The organism is Rhizobium sp. WCS2018Hpa-16 (assembly GCF_031843705.1).
Taxonomy (GTDB): Bacteria; Pseudomonadota; Alphaproteobacteria; order Rhizobiales; family Rhizobiaceae; genus Agrobacterium; species Agrobacterium tumefaciens_C.
Map to the genome: position 1 here is coordinate 519499 of NZ_JAVTIX010000001.1, position 17077 is coordinate 536575.

The 17077-nt window shown below is 57.8% G+C and carries 14 protein-coding genes and 1 other RNA gene; 6 read left to right on the plus strand and 9 right to left on the minus strand.

Annotated elements, in window-relative coordinates:
• Positions 1-61 precede the first annotated feature (61 nt).
• Positions 62-1474, plus strand: a complete 1413-nt coding sequence (locus RQI55_RS02490) for an FAD-binding oxidoreductase (RefSeq protein WP_243255554.1) — start codon at positions 62-64, stop codon at positions 1472-1474.
• 90 nt (positions 1475-1564) lie between these two features.
• Positions 1565-5284 carry an AsmA family protein gene (locus RQI55_RS02495; RefSeq protein WP_243255555.1) on the plus strand — a complete coding sequence of 1240 codons (3720 nt, stop codon included), beginning with the start codon at positions 1565-1567 and terminating at the stop codon, positions 5282-5284.
• A 79-nt stretch (positions 5285-5363) separates the two neighbouring features.
• Here RQI55_RS02495 and RQI55_RS02500 read toward each other — a convergent pair whose 3' ends face one another.
• The 6 genes from RQI55_RS02500 to RQI55_RS02525 form a co-directional block, all read right to left on the minus strand.
• A complete protein-coding gene (locus RQI55_RS02500) occupies positions 5364-5573 on the minus strand; it encodes a ribbon-helix-helix domain-containing protein (RefSeq protein ID WP_042616118.1) in 210 nt (69 codons plus the stop codon).
• Between the two features lie 227 nt (positions 5574-5800).
• Entirely contained in the window at positions 5801-7351 is a 1551-nt protein-coding gene (locus RQI55_RS02505) for a Do family serine endopeptidase (protein ID WP_192064087.1), read from the minus strand.
• Positions 7352-7597: 246 nt separating this feature from the next.
• On the minus strand, positions 7598-8536 hold the full coding sequence (gene hflC / locus RQI55_RS02510) for a protease modulator HflC (RefSeq protein ID WP_042616058.1): 939 nt from the start codon (positions 8534-8536) through the stop codon (positions 7598-7600).
• 1 nt (position 8537) lies between these two features.
• Positions 8538-9689: an FtsH protease activity modulator HflK gene (gene hflK, locus RQI55_RS02515; RefSeq protein ID WP_042616057.1), complete on the minus strand. Its 1152-nt coding sequence runs from the start codon at positions 9687-9689 to the stop codon at positions 8538-8540.
• A 146-nt stretch (positions 9690-9835) separates the two neighbouring features.
• Positions 9836-10363, minus strand: coding sequence for a dihydrofolate reductase (locus RQI55_RS02520; RefSeq protein WP_311272258.1), 528 nt, complete (start codon positions 10361-10363; stop codon positions 9836-9838).
• Positions 10360-11154, minus strand: coding sequence for a thymidylate synthase (locus RQI55_RS02525; protein ID WP_243255559.1), 795 nt, complete (start codon positions 11152-11154; stop codon positions 10360-10362). Before RQI55_RS02525 ends, RQI55_RS02520 begins: the two co-directional genes overlap by 4 nt.
• Positions 11155-11329: 175 nt before the next feature.
• On the opposite strand from RQI55_RS02525, the gene ssrA reads away from it, so the two are divergent.
• The 3 genes from ssrA to RQI55_RS02540 all read left to right on the plus strand — a co-directional run bounded on the left by ssrA (position 11330) and on the right by RQI55_RS02540 (position 12593).
• Positions 11330-11700, plus strand: a transfer-messenger RNA (tmRNA) gene (ssrA, locus tag RQI55_RS02530).
• Between the two features lie 149 nt (positions 11701-11849).
• Positions 11850-12353: an SspB family protein gene (locus RQI55_RS02535; RefSeq protein WP_243255560.1), complete on the plus strand. Its 504-nt coding sequence runs from the start codon at positions 11850-11852 to the stop codon at positions 12351-12353.
• A 27-nt stretch (positions 12354-12380) separates the two neighbouring features.
• Entirely contained in the window at positions 12381-12593 is a 213-nt protein-coding gene (locus RQI55_RS02540) for a DUF4169 family protein (RefSeq protein WP_243255561.1), read from the plus strand.
• 14 nt (positions 12594-12607) lie between these two features.
• On the opposite strand, the gene RQI55_RS02545 is transcribed toward RQI55_RS02540, so the two are convergent.
• On the minus strand, positions 12608-13165 hold the full coding sequence (locus RQI55_RS02545; protein ID WP_243255562.1) for a GNAT family N-acetyltransferase: 558 nt from the start codon (positions 13163-13165) through the stop codon (positions 12608-12610).
• A complete protein-coding gene (gene serB / locus RQI55_RS02550) occupies positions 13162-14052 on the minus strand; it encodes a phosphoserine phosphatase SerB (RefSeq protein WP_243255563.1) in 891 nt (296 codons plus the stop codon). The genes RQI55_RS02545 and serB overlap by 4 nt, the downstream gene beginning before the upstream one ends.
• On the opposite strand from serB, the gene miaA reads away from it, so the two are divergent.
• Positions 14051-14977, plus strand: a complete 927-nt coding sequence (gene miaA / locus RQI55_RS02555; protein WP_243255565.1) for a tRNA (adenosine(37)-N6)-dimethylallyltransferase MiaA — start codon at positions 14051-14053, stop codon at positions 14975-14977. The genes serB and miaA overlap by 2 nt on opposite strands.
• Positions 14978-14990: 13 nt before the next feature.
• On the opposite strand, the gene RQI55_RS02560 is transcribed toward miaA, so the two are convergent.
• Positions 14991-16961 carry an ATP-binding protein gene (locus tag RQI55_RS02560; RefSeq protein WP_243255567.1) on the minus strand — a complete coding sequence of 657 codons (1971 nt, stop codon included), beginning with the start codon at positions 16959-16961 and terminating at the stop codon, positions 14991-14993.
• Positions 16962-17077: the final 116 nt, after the last annotated feature.

Here is a 17077-nt window from a genome sequence, read left to right on the forward strand (position 1 = left end):
ACATATCAACCGGACTTGCCGTAAAAGGTTGAGTCCGGTTTTGCATTTCATGGAGAGAAACATGGCGTTGAAGGATGTGGTGGCTGGTGCGAGAAACGAAGCGGGCATTGCAGCCGTGCTGGACACTCTGAAACAGCAACTCGGTGACAAGCTCCAGACCGGCCAGTCTTTCCGCGAACAGCACGCGCACACGACGACCTATCTCACCACGCAATTGCCTGATGGTGTCGTGTTTGCCGAAAATTCCGATGATGTGAAGGCGGTCGTCAAAGCCTGCGGTGCCCACAAGGTGCCCGTCATCCCGTTCGGCGTCGGCTCTTCGCTGGAGGGTCAGGTCAATGCGCCGATGGGCGGAATCTCGGTGGATTTCAGCCGCATGAACCGCATCCTCTCCGTCAATGCAGAAGATCTGGACGTAACAGTCGAGCCCGGCGTGACGCGCGAGCAACTGAATACCTATCTGCGCGACACCGGCCTTTTCTTCCCGATTGATCCGGGTGCCAATGCGTCCATCGGCGGCATGGCGTCTACGCGCGCATCCGGCACCAATGCCGTGCGCTATGGCACCATGAAAGACAATGTTCTGGCGCTGACCGTGGTCAAGGCCGATGGCGAGGAAATCAGCACGGGGCGGCGCGCACGCAAATCTTCTGCCGGGTATGATCTGACGCGGCTTTACGTTGGTGCCGAGGGCACGCTTGGCGTCATCACATCGGTCACGCTGCGTCTTCAGGGTATTCCTGAAAAGATTGCGGGCGGCGTGTGCACCTTCGATACGATTGCGGCGGCCTGCGATGCCGTCATCATGACGGTGCAGATGGGCATTCCTGTCGCGCGGATCGAGCTTCTGGATGCCGTGCAGATCCGCGCCTGCAATGCCTATTCGGGCTTGTCCTATGAGGAGAAGCCAACGCTTTTTCTGGAGTTTCACGGTTCTGAAGAAACAACGGCGCTGCAATCTGCGCAGTTTTCTGACATTGTCGAGGAGTGCGGCGGCAGTGCTTTCCGCTGGACCAGCGATGCGCAGGAGCGCGCCAAACTCTGGAAGGCGCGCCATGATGCCTATTGGGCATCCAAGGCCCTTGCGCCGCATCTCGATGCGCTTTCCACTGATGTCTGCGTGCCGATTTCACGCTTTGCGGAATGCGTGACCGCGACCCAGCAGGATATCATCGACAACAACATGCTGGCACCGATTGTAGGCCATGCGGGCGACGGGAACTTCCACGTTCTTGTGTTGTTTGATGGCAAGGACCCCATAAGTGTGGCCCATACAGAAGCCTTCGTGGCGCGTTTGAACCGGCGGGCTATCGAAATGGACGGCACCTGCACGGGTGAGCATGGTATAGGGCAGGGCAAGATGAGCTTTCTGGCCGAAGAGGTGGGTGGTGCGCTGGATGTGATGATTGCCATCAAGCGGTCACTTGATCCGGATAATATCTTTAATCCGGGTAAGCTTTTCCACGCCCAGTAGGTGCAGGAATATGGGTGAAACCTGAAATGCAGCTTGCTCTGGCAGGGAAAAAAGATAGGTTTCATCGTCAGTTAAGGGAGACATCGGGTCGTGCTCGGACGCATATTGGTATTTCTGGGCGGACTGCTTGTGGTGGCACTGTTTTCAGCGCTGCTCATACCCTATTTCATCGACTGGACGGATTTCCGGCGTGATTTTGAAGATCAGGCAAGCCGGATTCTCGGCAAGAAGGTCGTGGTGCATGGCCGTGTCGAAGCGCGGCTGCTGCCCTTCCCATCCGTGACGCTGCATGATGTGCGTGCTGGCACGGATTCTGACGGCTCGCCTCAGATTCAGGTCGCACGTTTTTCCATGGATGCCGAGCTTGCGCCGTTCCTGTCTGGCGAAGCGCGCATTTTCGATATGCGGATTGAAGAGCCGAAGGCCCGGATTCGTTTGTTGAAGGACGGCACGCTGGATTGGACACGCGGAAGCCGCGCTGTCATCCCGGCTAAAACCGTCGTTCTTGAGAATGTCAGCATCGATGGCGGGCAAATTGAATTCATCGACGAGCAATCGGGTCGCAACCGCACGGTGACTGGCTTGAGTGCCGATATGTCTGCCAAGTCGCTTGCCGGGCCGTGGACCGCAAAAGGACGTGCGGCGGTTGATGGTCACGCGGGGTCGTTTTCTCTTTCCAGCGGTGAGCCGGAATCCAATGCAGGGCGCATGGGCCTGCGCCTTCGCCTTATGCCTGATGAACATCCGGTTGAGATCGATCTGGACGGCGCCATTGCCGCCACTGAGGGGCGTCCGGTCTATAGCGGCTCCTTCGCCTTCAATTTCCGCCAGGACGAAAACCAGAAAAAAGACGCCAGCCAGTCCATCTTCACTGCGCCACGGACGAAGGGCAGCTTTGAGCTGACCAATGGCCGTGTGCGTGTGCCAAGTTACCGCATGGAACTCGGCGGCGAGGCCAATCCGTATATCGTGACGGGTGAGGCGACGCTGGACACCGGGACCGCACCGGAGTTCCTGTTGACGGCTGATGGCCAGCAGATCGATTTCAACCGCTTTGCGCCAGCACCCGTGCAGACCGGCAAAACATCCCGGGTTCCGACTGTGCCCGTGCGCCAGCGCATTGAGGCATTTGCAAGCCTGATTGCGCGCATACCCGTGCCGCAGGTTCCGGGAAAAGCCAGCATTCGTCTTCCCGCGCTCGTTTCCGATGACACAACCATCCGCGATATCCGCCTTGATATCAGGCCCAACGGTTCCGGCTGGCAGGTGGAAAATGCGGTTGCCGTGCTGCCCGGTCGCACCCAGCTTGAAGCCAAGGGCTCGCTGACACTGACCGGCGGCCCAGCTTTCAACGGTGATATGCTCGTTGCCTCCAACCAGCCCTCAGGGCTTGCCAATTGGCTGTCCGGCACGGTCGATCCGGCCATTCGCCAGCTGAATGCTGCGGGTTTCTCCTCCACCGTGTCGCTGACAACGCAAGCGCAGCGCTTTGAAAATCTCGAGCTTGCCATCGGGCAGGCTTCGCTCAAGGGTCGCCTTGCGCGGCAGGCGGAAGCCAATGGCGCGAGCATCGATGTGGAGCTTGCGGGCGACGAGATCGATCTCGATGCCCTGAAGGCGCTTGGTGGCCTTATCCTGGGCGATCAGGTCGGCAGCTCGGTTCTCGATCACCGGATCACCGCCAAGTTCAAGGCGGATCGCATCAATATGGCGGGCGTGACAGCCAATCAGGTGGAAACGGCGTTTACATCGGCGGGTGGCGTTCTTTCGCTGGAAACCATGAATGCCGGCAATATTGCCGGTGCCGAAGTGAGGGCAAAGGGCCAGTTGAAGGGCTCTGCCAGTGATTTCTCGGGCAAGGGAACGGTCAATCTTCACGCCGCCGATATACAGCCTTTGCTTAACCTTCTGCGGCAGAAAGTTCCAAGCCATCCATTGGTGGAGCGGCTTGTGCGAAGCGCGCCATGGTATGCAAATTCCGATATTGCCGTTGATCTCGCGGTCGATAAGAACAATGGCGGGGCGAACGCTGCCGTTTCCGGCACCATCAACGGCAGCCGCGTTTCTGCCGTGGTGAAGCTGCCAGACGTTCTCACGGACACAGACGATACGGCACTGACGCTTGAGGCAGTTCTGAAGAACCAGTCTACAGCCATTCTGTTTGGGCAGGCGGGGCTTGATCCCCTGCCTTTCGACGCTGATGGCGAGGGCCTGTTGTCCTTGAAGCTTAACGGATCGCTTGGCTCTCCGGTTCAGACGGAATTCCGCTTCTCCACCGAGCGTACGCACTTTTCTGCCAATGGCAGCTTCGGCTTGAAGCCGGAAAACTTTGCGCAAGGCAGTGCTGATGTATCGCTGGAAAGCGCGGATATCGAGCCATATCTCATTATGAATGCGGTTGGTTTGCCGCAACTTGGTGGCGGCATGTCCACCAAGGCAACGGCGAAACTGAGCTCGGACAAGGACAAGACGACGCTTTCGGCTCTTTCGGGGCAGGCAGGTGGCAATGCGTTTTCCGGCAATCTTGCTGTTGCGAAGGCCGCACCTTACAAGCTGACCGGCGATCTTGCACTGAACAGCGTCGATCTGACGTGGCTTGGCGATACGATGTATGGGCCGGTTATCGACCCTGAAACGGGCGCACTCAGCGCAAAGCCGGTTTCTCTTCCGGCCTTCCCCAAGCTTGATGCCTCGCTGTCCGTGAAGGCCGCCAATTTCGACACGGGTTCGTTCGGAACGGTGACAGGCCTTTCTTTTGCGCTCAACCATGCCAATGGTACGCTTTCGCTTGATAATATGGCGGGTGACTGGATGGGCGGAAAGGTTTCTGGCCGTCTTGCCATGGCAACCGGCGACGGCGCTGGCATTTTCCGAACCAAGATTGCTGTCTCGGGTGCCAACCCTGACGCCGTGATGTGGAAAAGCGGAGAGAAGCCTGTCGCCAGTGGCGTGTTCGGTCTCGATTTGACAGCGGAATCCACTGGCAAGAGCGTGGCTGAGCTTCTGTCTTCGGCGGGCGGATCCGGCGAAATACGTGCCGGTAATCTTGTTCTGCGCGGGTTGAACGCATCGGCTTTCCAACAATGGCTTCAGGCTGCCAATGATCTTCAGGGCAATATAGATGCAGCGAAAGTGCGTCCGCTGGTGGATGCGCATCTCTGGCAGGGAGAGATTCCTCTGGGTGATGTGTCCATGCCGTTCACACTGGGCGATGGAAACCTGCGCATGCAGAATGTTGCGGCTTCCACGCCACAACTCGCCTTTGATGGTGACCTCATGCTGGATATTGGCGACAAGACGCTGACCGGTGGTTTGGGCCTTGCTTATAATGCCGGCAACGAGGCGTTGGCAGGTGCCGAGCCATCCCTTCGCCTCAACTTTACCGGACCACTGGCAGAGCCAGCACTGACGACCGATGTGTCGGGTCTAACCGGATATCTGTCCCTGCGGGCCTTCGAGCGCGAACGCAGGCGGGTGGAAGCCTTGCAGGCAAGCGTTATGGAGAAGCAGAGACTGCGGCGTGAAGTGGCGCTTTACCGCTTCCAGGCCGCCGAGCGACAGGCCGCGATCAAGCGGGCCGAGGAAGCCGAAAAGGTGCGCAAGGCAGAGGAAGAGCGTTTGCGCAAAGCTGAGGAAGATCGCATGCGTGCGATGGCGCAGGAACGGCTTGAGGCCGAGAAAGCCTCGCAGGAACGTTTGAAGCGAGAGCAGGAAGCTCAGCCAAAGCCCGCGACGCCTCCGGTGTTTTCCGTTCCCCCGACAGGCGATATCTTCCGCCAGCCGCCAGCACAAAACGCGCCGGCGCCATAAGGCCACCTACGCGCACTGATGACGAGTTAGCTCTGTGCCGTGATGCGGCACAGATAATGCTATTTGGGACCTGTGGGCGCTACTGGCTCTTAAGCCAGTTCAGCACATAGACACGCAGGGAAGAGGACAGATTGCTGTCTTCCGGGCGGTTGTCATCAATTTCGGCAAGCAGCGCCGCAAAGCTCATCTTCCGCTTGTCGGCTATGATGCGCAACTCATCCCAGAAAGCATCTTCAAGCGAGATGCTGGTGCGGTGGCCGTGGAGTGTGGTGGAGTGCTTGCGGATCAAATTTGCGGCTTTCCAAACTGATTCAACGCGCTGCCATCCGGATTCATTTCTTGCGCGTAAGCTCATGATATGAATCGGTTTCATTCCGGTGACGTCGGGTAACTCCGGTTAAGCCTGCGAGGTTCCGCAGGTGCGGAAATCTCCTGACGCCTCGCGTGGCTGCTCAGAAATGCGAGGCAGAAAAGCGGTCGGGGAGCGCCAGAATAAGGCGCTCCCGCCAACCAGCACTATTCCAGCGGCACGGCAACGAAACGCAGATTGCCCTGCGCGTCTGCCACCATCATATGCGCATTCTTACGCCCGGATGATTTCAGGCCGTTGACGCGTACTGCCACATCGCCAGGCACTTCCATGAAGTCCTGCGCAACCTCGACGATGACATCGCCAGCCTTGACGCCCTTCTGCTCGGCAATGGAGCCGGGTTCCACGCCTGCAACAAGCACGCCTTCAACGCTTTCCGCAATGCTCTTTTCCGCGCGCAACTCGTCTGTGAGGACGACGAGGTTCATTCCCAGAACCGTTTGCGCCGCTGCGCGCTGGTCTGGTGCCTGCTGCTCTGTCGGATTGTCGTTATTGTCCTGCGGTTCAGCCATTTCGCCGTTTTCGCCATCATCAGGCATGGCGTCATCGCTGCTGGCGCCGGGCTGCTTTTCCTCGGCGGTATCCTGCAACTGGCCGAGCTTGACCTTAACTGTCTGCTCCTTGCCATCGCGAAGAATGGCAACATCCACTTCCTTGCCGACTGGGCTTTCGGCAACAACGCGCGGCAGATCCCGCATTTCTTGAATTTTCTTGCCGTCAAATGTCAGAACGACGTCGCCCGGCTGAATGGGGCCGTTCTCGACGGGTCCGCCTTTGACCACGCCGGAGATCAGCGCGCCGCGGGCCGCATCCATGCCAAGGCTTGTGGCGATATCGTCTGTGACAGGCTGAACGCGCACGCCGAGCCAGCCGCGGCGGGTTTCGCCAAACTCGATGAGCTGCTGGACGATGTTCTGCGCCAGTTCTGTCGGCACGGAAAAGCCGATGCCGATGGAGCCACCGCTGGGGGAAATGATGGCGGTGTTGATGCCGATGACCTCGCCCTTCATATTGAAGAGGGGACCGCCGGAATTGCCCTTGTTGATGGCCGCATCCGTCTGGATGAAGTTGTCATAGGGACCGGCGTTGATGTTGCGTCCGCGCGCCGAAACGACGCCGACGCTGAGCGAGCCGCCAAGGCCAAACGGGTTGCCCACCGCCATGACCCAATCGCCAATGCGCATGGCGCGGGAATCACCGAATTTGACGGCTTTGAGTGGCGTCTTCGGCTCCACCTTCAGCACGGAAAGATCTGTCTTGGTATCGGTGCCAACAAGCTTGGCTTTCAGCTTGTTGCCATTGGGGAAAATGACCTCGATATCATCAGCGCCTTCGATGACGTGGTTGTTCGTCACCACATAGCCAGCCGGATCGATGACGAAACCGGAACCCAGCGAACTGACCTTGCCACCGCTATCGGGGCTCTGGTTGTCGAAGTAATCCTTGAAGAACTCCTGAAAGGGAGAACCCTCGGGAATGTTGGGCGGGGTCGGGCCTTTGCCTTCCGCCTTCACGCTCTGCGATGTGGAGATGTTGACGACGGCATCCATGAGAGGTGCCGCAAGATCAGCAACCGAAGCTGGCCCGGCGCTCTGGGCGCTGGCGCTCAACGGCATGGCCAACCCGCCTGCTAAAACTGCAAATCCCGCGACCGCCGCTATGCTGCTGCGGAAAGGCGAAAGAGTGGTAACGGGCATACAGCGTCCTCGCATATTGCTAACCGGGTCTCTGCTTAATAGCCAAGCATAAGGCGGAATGATGAAGTGTAAAAATACCTTTTCGTGAATAAGCAGAAAATCAGGCTTTCATCCACGATTAAAGCGTGGATGGCGTCAGACCGCTTTTTCATCTCTTGGCCAAACCCGGCAGGGCTTGCAGAATGATGCCCCAGAACGGCAAAAGGGCCGATGTTTCCACCGGCCCTTTCGCTTCATTCATTAAGGTCAGTTCGCGGGTGCAGCAGGTGCCGCAGGGGCTGCGGGCTGTGCCGGTTGCGCGGTTGGCGTACCTTCAATGTTATTGAAATAACGGAAGAAGGTTGAGTCTGGCGAAAGAACCAGCGTCGTGCCGTTGCCGTTCAGCGCGCTCGTATAGGCTGCCATCGAGCGATAGAACTCGAAGAAGCTTGGATCGCGCTGGAAGGCGTCACCGAAGATACGGTTACGTTCGGCATCGCCTTCACCCCGAAGCACTTCGGACTGACGATTGGCGTCGGATTCGAATTCGACGACCTGACGATCCGCGATGGCGCGGCGGCGCTGGCCTTCTTCGTTACCACGAGCGCGGATCAGTTCGGCTTCAGCCAGACGCTCGGATTTCATCCGCTCGAAGGTCTGCTGCGAGACTTCCTGCGTCAGATCCGTGCGGCGGATGCGAACATCCACAATGCTGAGGCCAAGTGACTCTGCGTCTGAACGCAGGTCGTCACGCACTTCCTGCATCATCGAGGCGCGAGCATCCGAAAGAGCAGCTTCGAAGCCACGAAGACCGTAGACGCGGCGCAGAGATGCGTCGAGACGTGTGCGCAGACGCATTTCGGCAGACAGCTGATCGCCGGATACCGTCTGACGGAAGCGGCGGGCATCGGTGATGCGGTAGACTACGAAGGCATCGACTTCATAGAACTTACCACCGGACACCTGAACGCGGATGTTGTCATGATCGAAACGCAGTGCGCGGTTTTCGACATATTGTACGCGGTCCGCATCCATGAACGCGAATGGCAGCTTGAAGTAGAGGCCCGGATCGGTCTTCACGTCCTGGATCTGACCGAAGCGAACGACGATTGCCTGCTGGCGTTCGTTGACCACGAAGAAGGACGAGTAGACGAAGAACATGACAACGGCGAGGCCGACGAGAATTGCGGTTAGACGATTACTCATATCAGTTGCCTCCCTGCTGCGCTGCGCCGGTATTGCCGCGCATGATCTCGTTCAGAGGCAGATACGGCACCACTCCCTGCTTTTCATCAATGATGATCTTGTTGGAATTCTTGAGAACCTGCTCCATCGTCTCGATGAACATGCGCTCACGTGTGACCTCAGGTGCAGTCCGGTACTGGTCGTAAATCGAGATGAAACGCTGGGCTTCACCCTTGGCTTCGTTGACGACACGGCCCTTATAGGCAGTGGCTTCTTCAACGATCTGTGCTGCCTGACCACGTGCGGCACCCAGTTTCTGGTTGGCGTACTGGTTGGCTTCCTGAACGAAACGATCCTCATCCTGTTCGGCACGCTGAACTTCGTCGAAGGCGTCAGCCACTTCACGTGGTGGGGCTGCATCTTCAATCGCCACGGCATTAATGGAAAGGCCTGCGCCATAACCGTCCATCGTAGCCTGAATAATGGCGCGAACGTCAGCCGCAATGGCCTGACGGTTATCACGGAAGATGTCCTGAGCCGGACGACGGCCAACGACTTCACGCATCGCGCTTTCCGAGACCTGCTGAAGGGTCTGGGCAGGTGTATCGACGTTGAAGAGATAGGACTTCGGATCAGACACCGTATAAAGCACGGAGAACTGAACGTTGACGATGTTCTGGTCGCCTGTCAGCATCACGCCGGTTGCTGCTGTTGTCGATGTTGCACGCGCACCAATGTTTTGCTGCTGTTCCGTGACCTTGACGATCTCGACAGTTTCAATCGGCCAGAAGTGGAAGTGCAGGCCTGGCATTGAGACTTCGTCCTTCGGCTTGCCGAAGCGAAGTTCTACGCCGCGTTCATCCGGCTGAACCGTGTAGACGGATTGGATGCCGACAAAGGCGAGGACAACAAGTGCGAGGATGGCGATGACGCCACCGTTGATGCCGCCCGGAAGCACGTTTCTGAAACGGTCCTGACTGCGACGGATGATCTCTTCCAGGTCTGGTGGGCCGCCATTGCCGCCACCGCCGCCGCCGCCACGCGGACGGTTTGGTCCCTGACCCCAGGGGCCGCCCTGGTTGTTTCCACCACCGCCGCCGCTGCCGCCGTTACCGCCGCCACCCCACGGGCCGCCGCCACCGCCGCCGCCGCCATTCTGATTGCTCCAGGGCATCCATACCTCTTATGCTAAAAAACTCTCCCGCTCCCTCTCTGAAACGCTATCGCATGCCAGACGGGACTGTGCTCTCAGTTATAAGAAGGAGAAGGGTGCGTTTCAACGCAGACGCGGTAACTTAATACCCAATCACGGTAAATACTTCACTGATATGCGTGATATCTGCGGTACGTCGTGAATCTGACCGGATAATTGTCTTTTTCCCCGGCAGATAAGGGTATTTCGTCAATTTTTTTAAAAAGCGCGGGGTCGATTTCTGGGAAAAACGTATCGCCTTCCAGAGAGACCTCAACATGGGTGACGGAAAGTTGATCGGCGAAGGGCATGGCCTGACGGTAGATTTCGCCACCACCGGCCACAAAAACCTCATCGACACCAAGCTCTGCGGCCTTGTCTGCGGCAAACGAAAGCGCAGCTTCGAGCGACGACACCACGTCAACGCCTGCTGGGCGATAATCCGGGTTACGGCTGATGATGATGTGTGGCCGGCCGGGCAGGGGGCGCTCGCCGACGGAGAGAAATGTCTTGCGCCCCATAATCATCGGCTTGCCCATGGTCTGCGCCTTGAAGCGCTTGAGATCCGACGACAGCTTCCACGGCATTTCTAGATCGCGACCGATAACACCGTTTTCCGCAACAGCGGCGATGAGCGTGATGCGCGGCTTGCTCATACGGCGATCGGTGCCTTGATGGAGGCGTCGGCCTCATAATTTTCCAGCGTGAAATCATCGAACTTGAAATCGAACAGGCTCGTGACGTCGGGGTTGAGGCGCATGGTGGGCAGCGGCTTCGGTGTGCGCGTCATTTGCAGCTTGGCCTGCTCAAAGTGGTTTGCGTAAATATGCGCATCGCCCAGCGTGTGCACGAAATCCCCTGGCTTCAGGCCTGTCACCTGCGCCACCATCATCGTCAGCAGGGCATAGGAGGCGATGTTGAAGGGGACGCCGAGGAAAATATCGGCCGAGCGCTGGTAGAGTTGGCAGGACAGTTTGCCATCGGCCACGTAAAACTGGAACAGGCAGTGGCAGGGCGGCAGCGCCATGTCATCGACCAGCGCCGGGTTCCAGGCGGAGACGATGTGGCGTCGTGAGTTCGGATTGACCTTCAGGCTCTCGATCAAAAGCGCGATCTGATCGATATGGCGGCCATCGGGTGCTGGCCAGGAGCGCCATTGCGCGCCATAGACAGGGCCGAGATTGCCGTCCTCATCCGCCCATTCATCCCAGATGGAAACGCCATTTTCCTTGAGATAGGCGATGTTTGTGTCGCCCTTTAGGAACCAGAGAAGTTCATGGATGATGGAGCGAAGATGTAGCTTCTTGGTGGTCAGAACCGGAAAGCCTTCCGACAGATCAAACCGCATCTGGTATCCGAAGACCGAGCGCGTACCGGTGCCGGTACGGTCGCCACGGTCGCTGCCAGCGTCCATCACATGCGCAAGAAGATCGAGATATTGCTTCATAACAGTCCGCCACCGATTCCATATATGCGCCCATTATAAGCTTTTGCAGCGGCGGAACCAGACTTAGAAAGCCTCTTCCCCCGGATTCTGGTTTCGCAAATGCTGGCATCAGAGAGTGATGAAACGCATGGCGTGTCGGGATTTGCCCTCCTCGCTTCATGGAAATGTCACGAAGCCCCTTTTCTCGGGCGCGTTATGCGCCTATATGAGCCTTGCCGGGTGCAAATCCGGCTATGGCGATAAACGGTCGATGGAATAAGCCTATTGGACCCGGGGGCGGTACCCGGCGCCTCCACCAAAAACTGGCCCCCGCTTTGGGTGGCCCGCTTTTGATGGGGGCGAAATAGGATCGACAAGGGTGTAAAGATCGAACTTTTGCTCGGCATGATACCGCCGTTATCGGGTCACAAGTGTAGTTGCAAATGACAACAACGCTAAGGAATACGCTCTCGCTGCCTAATGGCGGTGTGGGAATTCCGACTTAAGCCCTTACGGTTAGCCCCGTAAGGCGGGGTTCGGAGGTACCTGGCAACAGAAACCTCCACCTTCTCCATTTCGCCAGACTTGTTTATAAGATAACCAGAATTGCTTATGTGGTGAAATGACTCGGCCAGCGCGGGGCTTTTCCGTTGCTGCGATGTAAGACATTGCGTATACTTGGTTAAAAGACGTTCGAATAGGAAAGACAGGACCGTATGGGGCAGGATCATATCCGTTACGACATTCTCGCACAGGATGCCCTTCGCGGCGTTATTCGCAAAGTATTGAGCGAAGTTGCGGCGACGACGAGGCTGCCGGGCGACCATCACTTTTTCATCACCTTCCTGACTGGCGCGCCGGGCGTTCGGATTTCACAGCATTTGAAGTCCAAATATGCCGAACAGATGACCATCGTCATCCAGCACCAGTTCTGGGACATGAAGGTTACTGAAACACAGTTCGAGATTGGCCTGTCCTTCTCGGATACGCCAGAAAAGCTGGTCATTCCTTTCAATGCCATCAGGGGTTTTTACGATCCTTCCGTGAACTTCGAGCTTGAGTTCGATGTTCCGCTCGAGGAAGAGGTCGTGGAAGCGGAAATCACCGCTTATCCCGTTTCAGCAGAAGCGAAGGCTGCACCTTCTGAAGAGGCGAAGCCGGACGAGGAAAAGAAGGCCGGTTCCGTTGTTTCGCTGGACGCTTTCCGCAAGAACAAGTGATTGCACGGCGCGGATCAGGAGATTGTTTTGACAGGCGATATCGTCAATCTGCGCCAGTTTCGCAAACAGAAGATCAGGTCTGAAAAAGAAAAGCAGGCGGAGCAGAACCGCCTGACTTTCGGTCGCACCAAATCCGAGAAGAACCTGACATCTGCCTTGAATGACAAGGCCAGCCGGACGCTGGATCAGAGCAAGCTCGATAAGGGCGATGCAGAGAGCGACCACGACAATAAGGGCTGACGTCAGCCGACCATCTATTTCCCGTTCCACCCATCCATGGTCTGCGCATAAGTAACATGCGGCATGAGGTGAGGGTGCGTATCCGGCACGCGGGGATGGATGAAGTCCCGCGAGGCATCGCGGATGAGGCCGATGCGCTTCATAACGGCAATCGAGCGGTGATTGTCCTGAACGGCGAAGGACACGATTTCCGGTATCCTCTTCTCGTCGAATGCCATGGCCAGCAATGATTTGGCCGCTTCCGTAACATAGCCTTGGCCCCAGAAGCGCGGTGCCAGCCGCCAGCCTATTTCCAGCGCGTTATCGGCAAATATGCCTTCCAGATTGGCGGGCGCGATGCCGCAAAAGCCGATGGCTTCACCCGTTTCACGCAATTGCACCGCATAGAAGCCATAGCCGGTGGCGTGGATCATCTCGTTGGTGCGCGCCATTGTGGCATCTGACTCGGCATGGCTACGGCAGGTGGGAAAGAACTCCATCACCTTTGGATCGGCATTGATGAGCCGAAAAAGATGGCGATCAACTGGCTTCCAGTCGCGCAGAATGAGCCTCGGTGTTCCACATATAATCATGGAGTGACGAAGTCTGACTTTCTGTAGCCCTGAAGATAAAGAAGTGCGGTGAGATCGCTGTGATCGATGCGGATTTTTGCTTCAGCTGCCACTGCCGGTTTGGCGTGAAGCGCAACGCCTGCACCTGCAAGATGCAGCATGCCCAGATCATTGGCGCCATCGCCCACCGCCATCGCGTCCTCAGGTGAAATGCCAAGCTTCGTGGCGATGTCGTTCAGCGCATCGACCTTGGCCTGCTTGCCGAGAATGGGTTCGGCAACGGTGCCATCCAGTAGCCCGTCTTTCTCGCCCAGAATATTGGCGCGGTTTTCATCGAAGCCCAGCGTGGCGGCGATGCGGCTGGTGAAGACGGTGAAGCCGCCGGACACCAGAGCTGTGTAATGGCCCTTGGCCTTCATGGTCGCGATCAGTTCCAGACCGCCTGATGTCAGCGTAATCCGCTTTTCGATAACCTCATCCACGACAGAGATCGGCAGGCCCTTGAGCAATGCGACCCGCTCGCGCAGCGCTGGCTCAAACGCAATCTCGCCATTCATGGCGCGGGCCGTGATGATGGAGACCTGTTCTTTCAAGCCGACTTCTGCGGCTAGCTCATCAATGCATTCCTGCCCGATCATGGTTGAGTCCATATCGGCGATCAGGATTTTCTTGCGGCGCCCATCCTGTTCCTGAATGGCGATGTCGATCGGTCTGTCGACGATGGCCATCCGCAGCACGCGTTCGGCTGCTGCCACATCCGTGCCATCGCGCAACACCAGGTCACAGGCAATTCCATCCGCCAGCCAATAAAGCCCGGATGCGTTGAGGGCACTGGCCGCGCTTTCCGCAATGGTAGAATTCAGAACAGGATTTGACGGATTGGCGATAAGCGTGGCAACGAGAGCCATGATGAGAAACCTTGATGACGACTTCGATGCGATCCTGATAACCGGCCCGACGGCAAGCGGCAAGTCCGCGCTTGCGCTTCAATGGGCGCGGGAGAACAATGGTGTCGTCATCAATGCAGACAGCATGCAGGTTTATGACACATTGCAGGTGCTCACCGCACGTCCATCCGGAGACGAGATGGAGGGTGTGCCGCACCATCTTTACGGGCACGTCCCGCCAGCCACGCTTTATTCGACAGGTGAGTGGCTTCGTGAAATAGCGGCGCTTATCGAGACGCTGCGGGGCGAGAAGCGTCTTCCGGTGATTGTTGGCGGCACCGGGCTGTATTTCAAAGCTTTGACGGGCGGCCTCTCAGATATGCCAGCCATTCCAGCTGAGATACGCGAGAAGTATCGGGCGTGTCTGGTGGAAGATGGACCGGCTGAGCTTTACGAAGAGCTTACTCAGCGCGACCCAGAAACCGCAGCCAGCCTGCGACCGACCGACGGGCAGCGCATCGTGCGTGCGCTGGAGGTTATGGAAGCGACGGGCCAATCCATTCGCATGTTCCAGCAGGCGCGTGGCCCCATGATTATCGATCCCGACCGGGCTAGGAAATTCGTGGTGTTGCCGGACAGAGCCTTGCTGCATGAGCGAATCAATCAGCGATTCGGCTTGATGATGCAGAGCGGGGCCGTGGAAGAGGTGAAGGCGCTTCTAGCGCAGGAGCTTTCGCCCGACGCGACTGCCATGAAGGCTATCGGCGTTTCCCAGATTGCCGAGATGCTGGCAGGAAGGATGACGCAGGCGGAGGTGATTGAAAAGTCCGCTGCCGCGACGCGCCAATATGCCAAGAGACAGATGACGTGGTTTCGCAACCAGATGGGTGAGGACTGGGAGCGGTTCGACCCATCGCAAAGCGGCGGCGTGCCACTGGGTAAATAGGAAACCTGCCGTCTCAGTCTTTCTTATAGAGACTACCGAGAGGCGTCTTCAGCAAGCTGTCTCGCAAAGAAGGCCGCTGCTCCTGGCTGTAAGGTTGCGGCGCAACCGGGCCAAGCCTCGACTGTGGTTCCGTTACAGCCGGTCGCTGGGGCATTTGCGGCTTTGGGGCAAAGCCTGAGCTGCGCGGCAGCATTTCTGGCCGGTAGGGTTCGTTGCCGCTGCTTTCTTCGTTGAAATTGCTTTTCCAGCTATCGAACTCTTCTTCCTCAGCATCCTGAGCCATTGTTGCGTCATAGCTCTGGCGGAAGCCGGAAATATCAGGGCCGGTAACGGCGCGCATGCGTTTGACGATGGAGCGTAGGTCAACCGTGTCAGGCGTATCTTCGGCAATGTGGGGCATGACGCCATTGGCCTTGGGAAGGCTGTGGGCGGCGACGCGATCAAACTTGATGCGCATCGGCACGCTGATCGCCTCACCAAAGGCGATGGCTTCGCCATTGCCGATGGAAGACAGAAAGCTGGTGGTGGAAACGGACGAATTGGGAATGGCCGAGCGGATAATCTCCTGGTCGTTTTCGTTGGAAAGCCGCATGGCAAACACGGTGGAGCACTGCGACAGGATCGTCTGGTCCAACTCTCCGGGGCGCTGGGTGATAATGCCGAGCGACACGCCGTATTTACGGCCTTCCTTGGCAATACGCGCAATGGCCTGACGGGTCGGGAAGAAGCCGAGAGCGGGATCTGCCGGGACGTATCGGTGGGCTTCTTCGCAGACGACCAGCGTGTGAATGGCGCCCTGGCTCCACAAGGCCAACTCAAACGCCATGCGACAGAGGACCGAGGCGACGGAATTTACCACTTCGGACGGAATGCCCGCGAGCTGGAAAACTGAAATGGGCTTGCCTTCGCCCGGCACGCGGAAGATATGCGCGACCGTTTCCATGATCGTATCGGTGATCGTGCTGTTGGAAAACATGAAGTGGTAGCGCGGATCATTGATGGCGGCCATGATGCGCATTTTCAGGTTTCGCAGCGCTGGCTTCTCATCTCGGCCTTCCAGCCGCCCGATCCGCTCGTCGATCAGCGCCAGAAGATCGGCTATTCGGTAGGGCACCGGCGTATCTGCCGTCAGCGAGGACTTTTCCGAGGCACGGCGCATGACGGAGTTATCTGCGCCGCGAAAGGCGCGCTTGGCCTCCGGTATCAGATCGCGCAGAACGTCCAGTTCTTCGGCCACGGCCTTGCGTCCGCGATAGAGAACTTCCGTAAACTCCTCCAGCTTCATTAGCCAGAAGGGCAGGTCCAGCGTATCCGTATCGATGACCACAGATGTCATCGGGAAGGCTGCGGCATATTCATTGTGCGGATCGAGAATAAGGACGCGCAGCTTCGGGTCTTTGGAAATCGCCTTGCTGAGCAGCAGCGACACGGCGGTCGATTTGCCGACGCCGGTGGAGCCGAGAACAGCGAAGTGCTTGGACAGCATCTGCGGAATGCTGATCGTGGCATCGATCGTGTCATCCTGCGTCAGGCGCCCGACGACGCATGCGCCCGCTTCCTGCGTTTCATAGATCCGCATCAGATCGCTGGACCGGATGCGATGGGCGACGGCACCCAGATAGGGGTAGCGCGAGATGCCGGTCGAGAAGCGTTCGATACCTTCCGCCGTTGGACGGATTTCTCCGAGAAGCTCAACCTCAATCAGGAGCGTATTGTGGCGTTCGTTCGACCATTCAACCTGATCGGTTCGCATGGCGTAGGTGAGGGCGGCGACCCGTGTTTCGCCCAGATCAATGGAAATCAGGCGGCCCACCGACCACAGTTCCGCAAGGTCTGTCTTTCCGGGTTCGGTGGTGGCTGAAATGGTGGCTCGGGAACCGGTGCAGGAAATGACGCGCCCGAGCAGGCGATTGGCAGCCATCAGCTCGTCGCGGCGATCTTGCTCGCCCGCATGTGCCGATTTGCGAAGGTCGTCGTTGAACACGTTTCGCCCCTGTCATAGGTCTTGTCGGTTTTTATCGTCTGGGCGTTCCGGGTTCGTCCAGCCATTGCCCCCTGAATTTAGATGGTTGCCTTTAACAACTTGTATAGGAAGGGCGA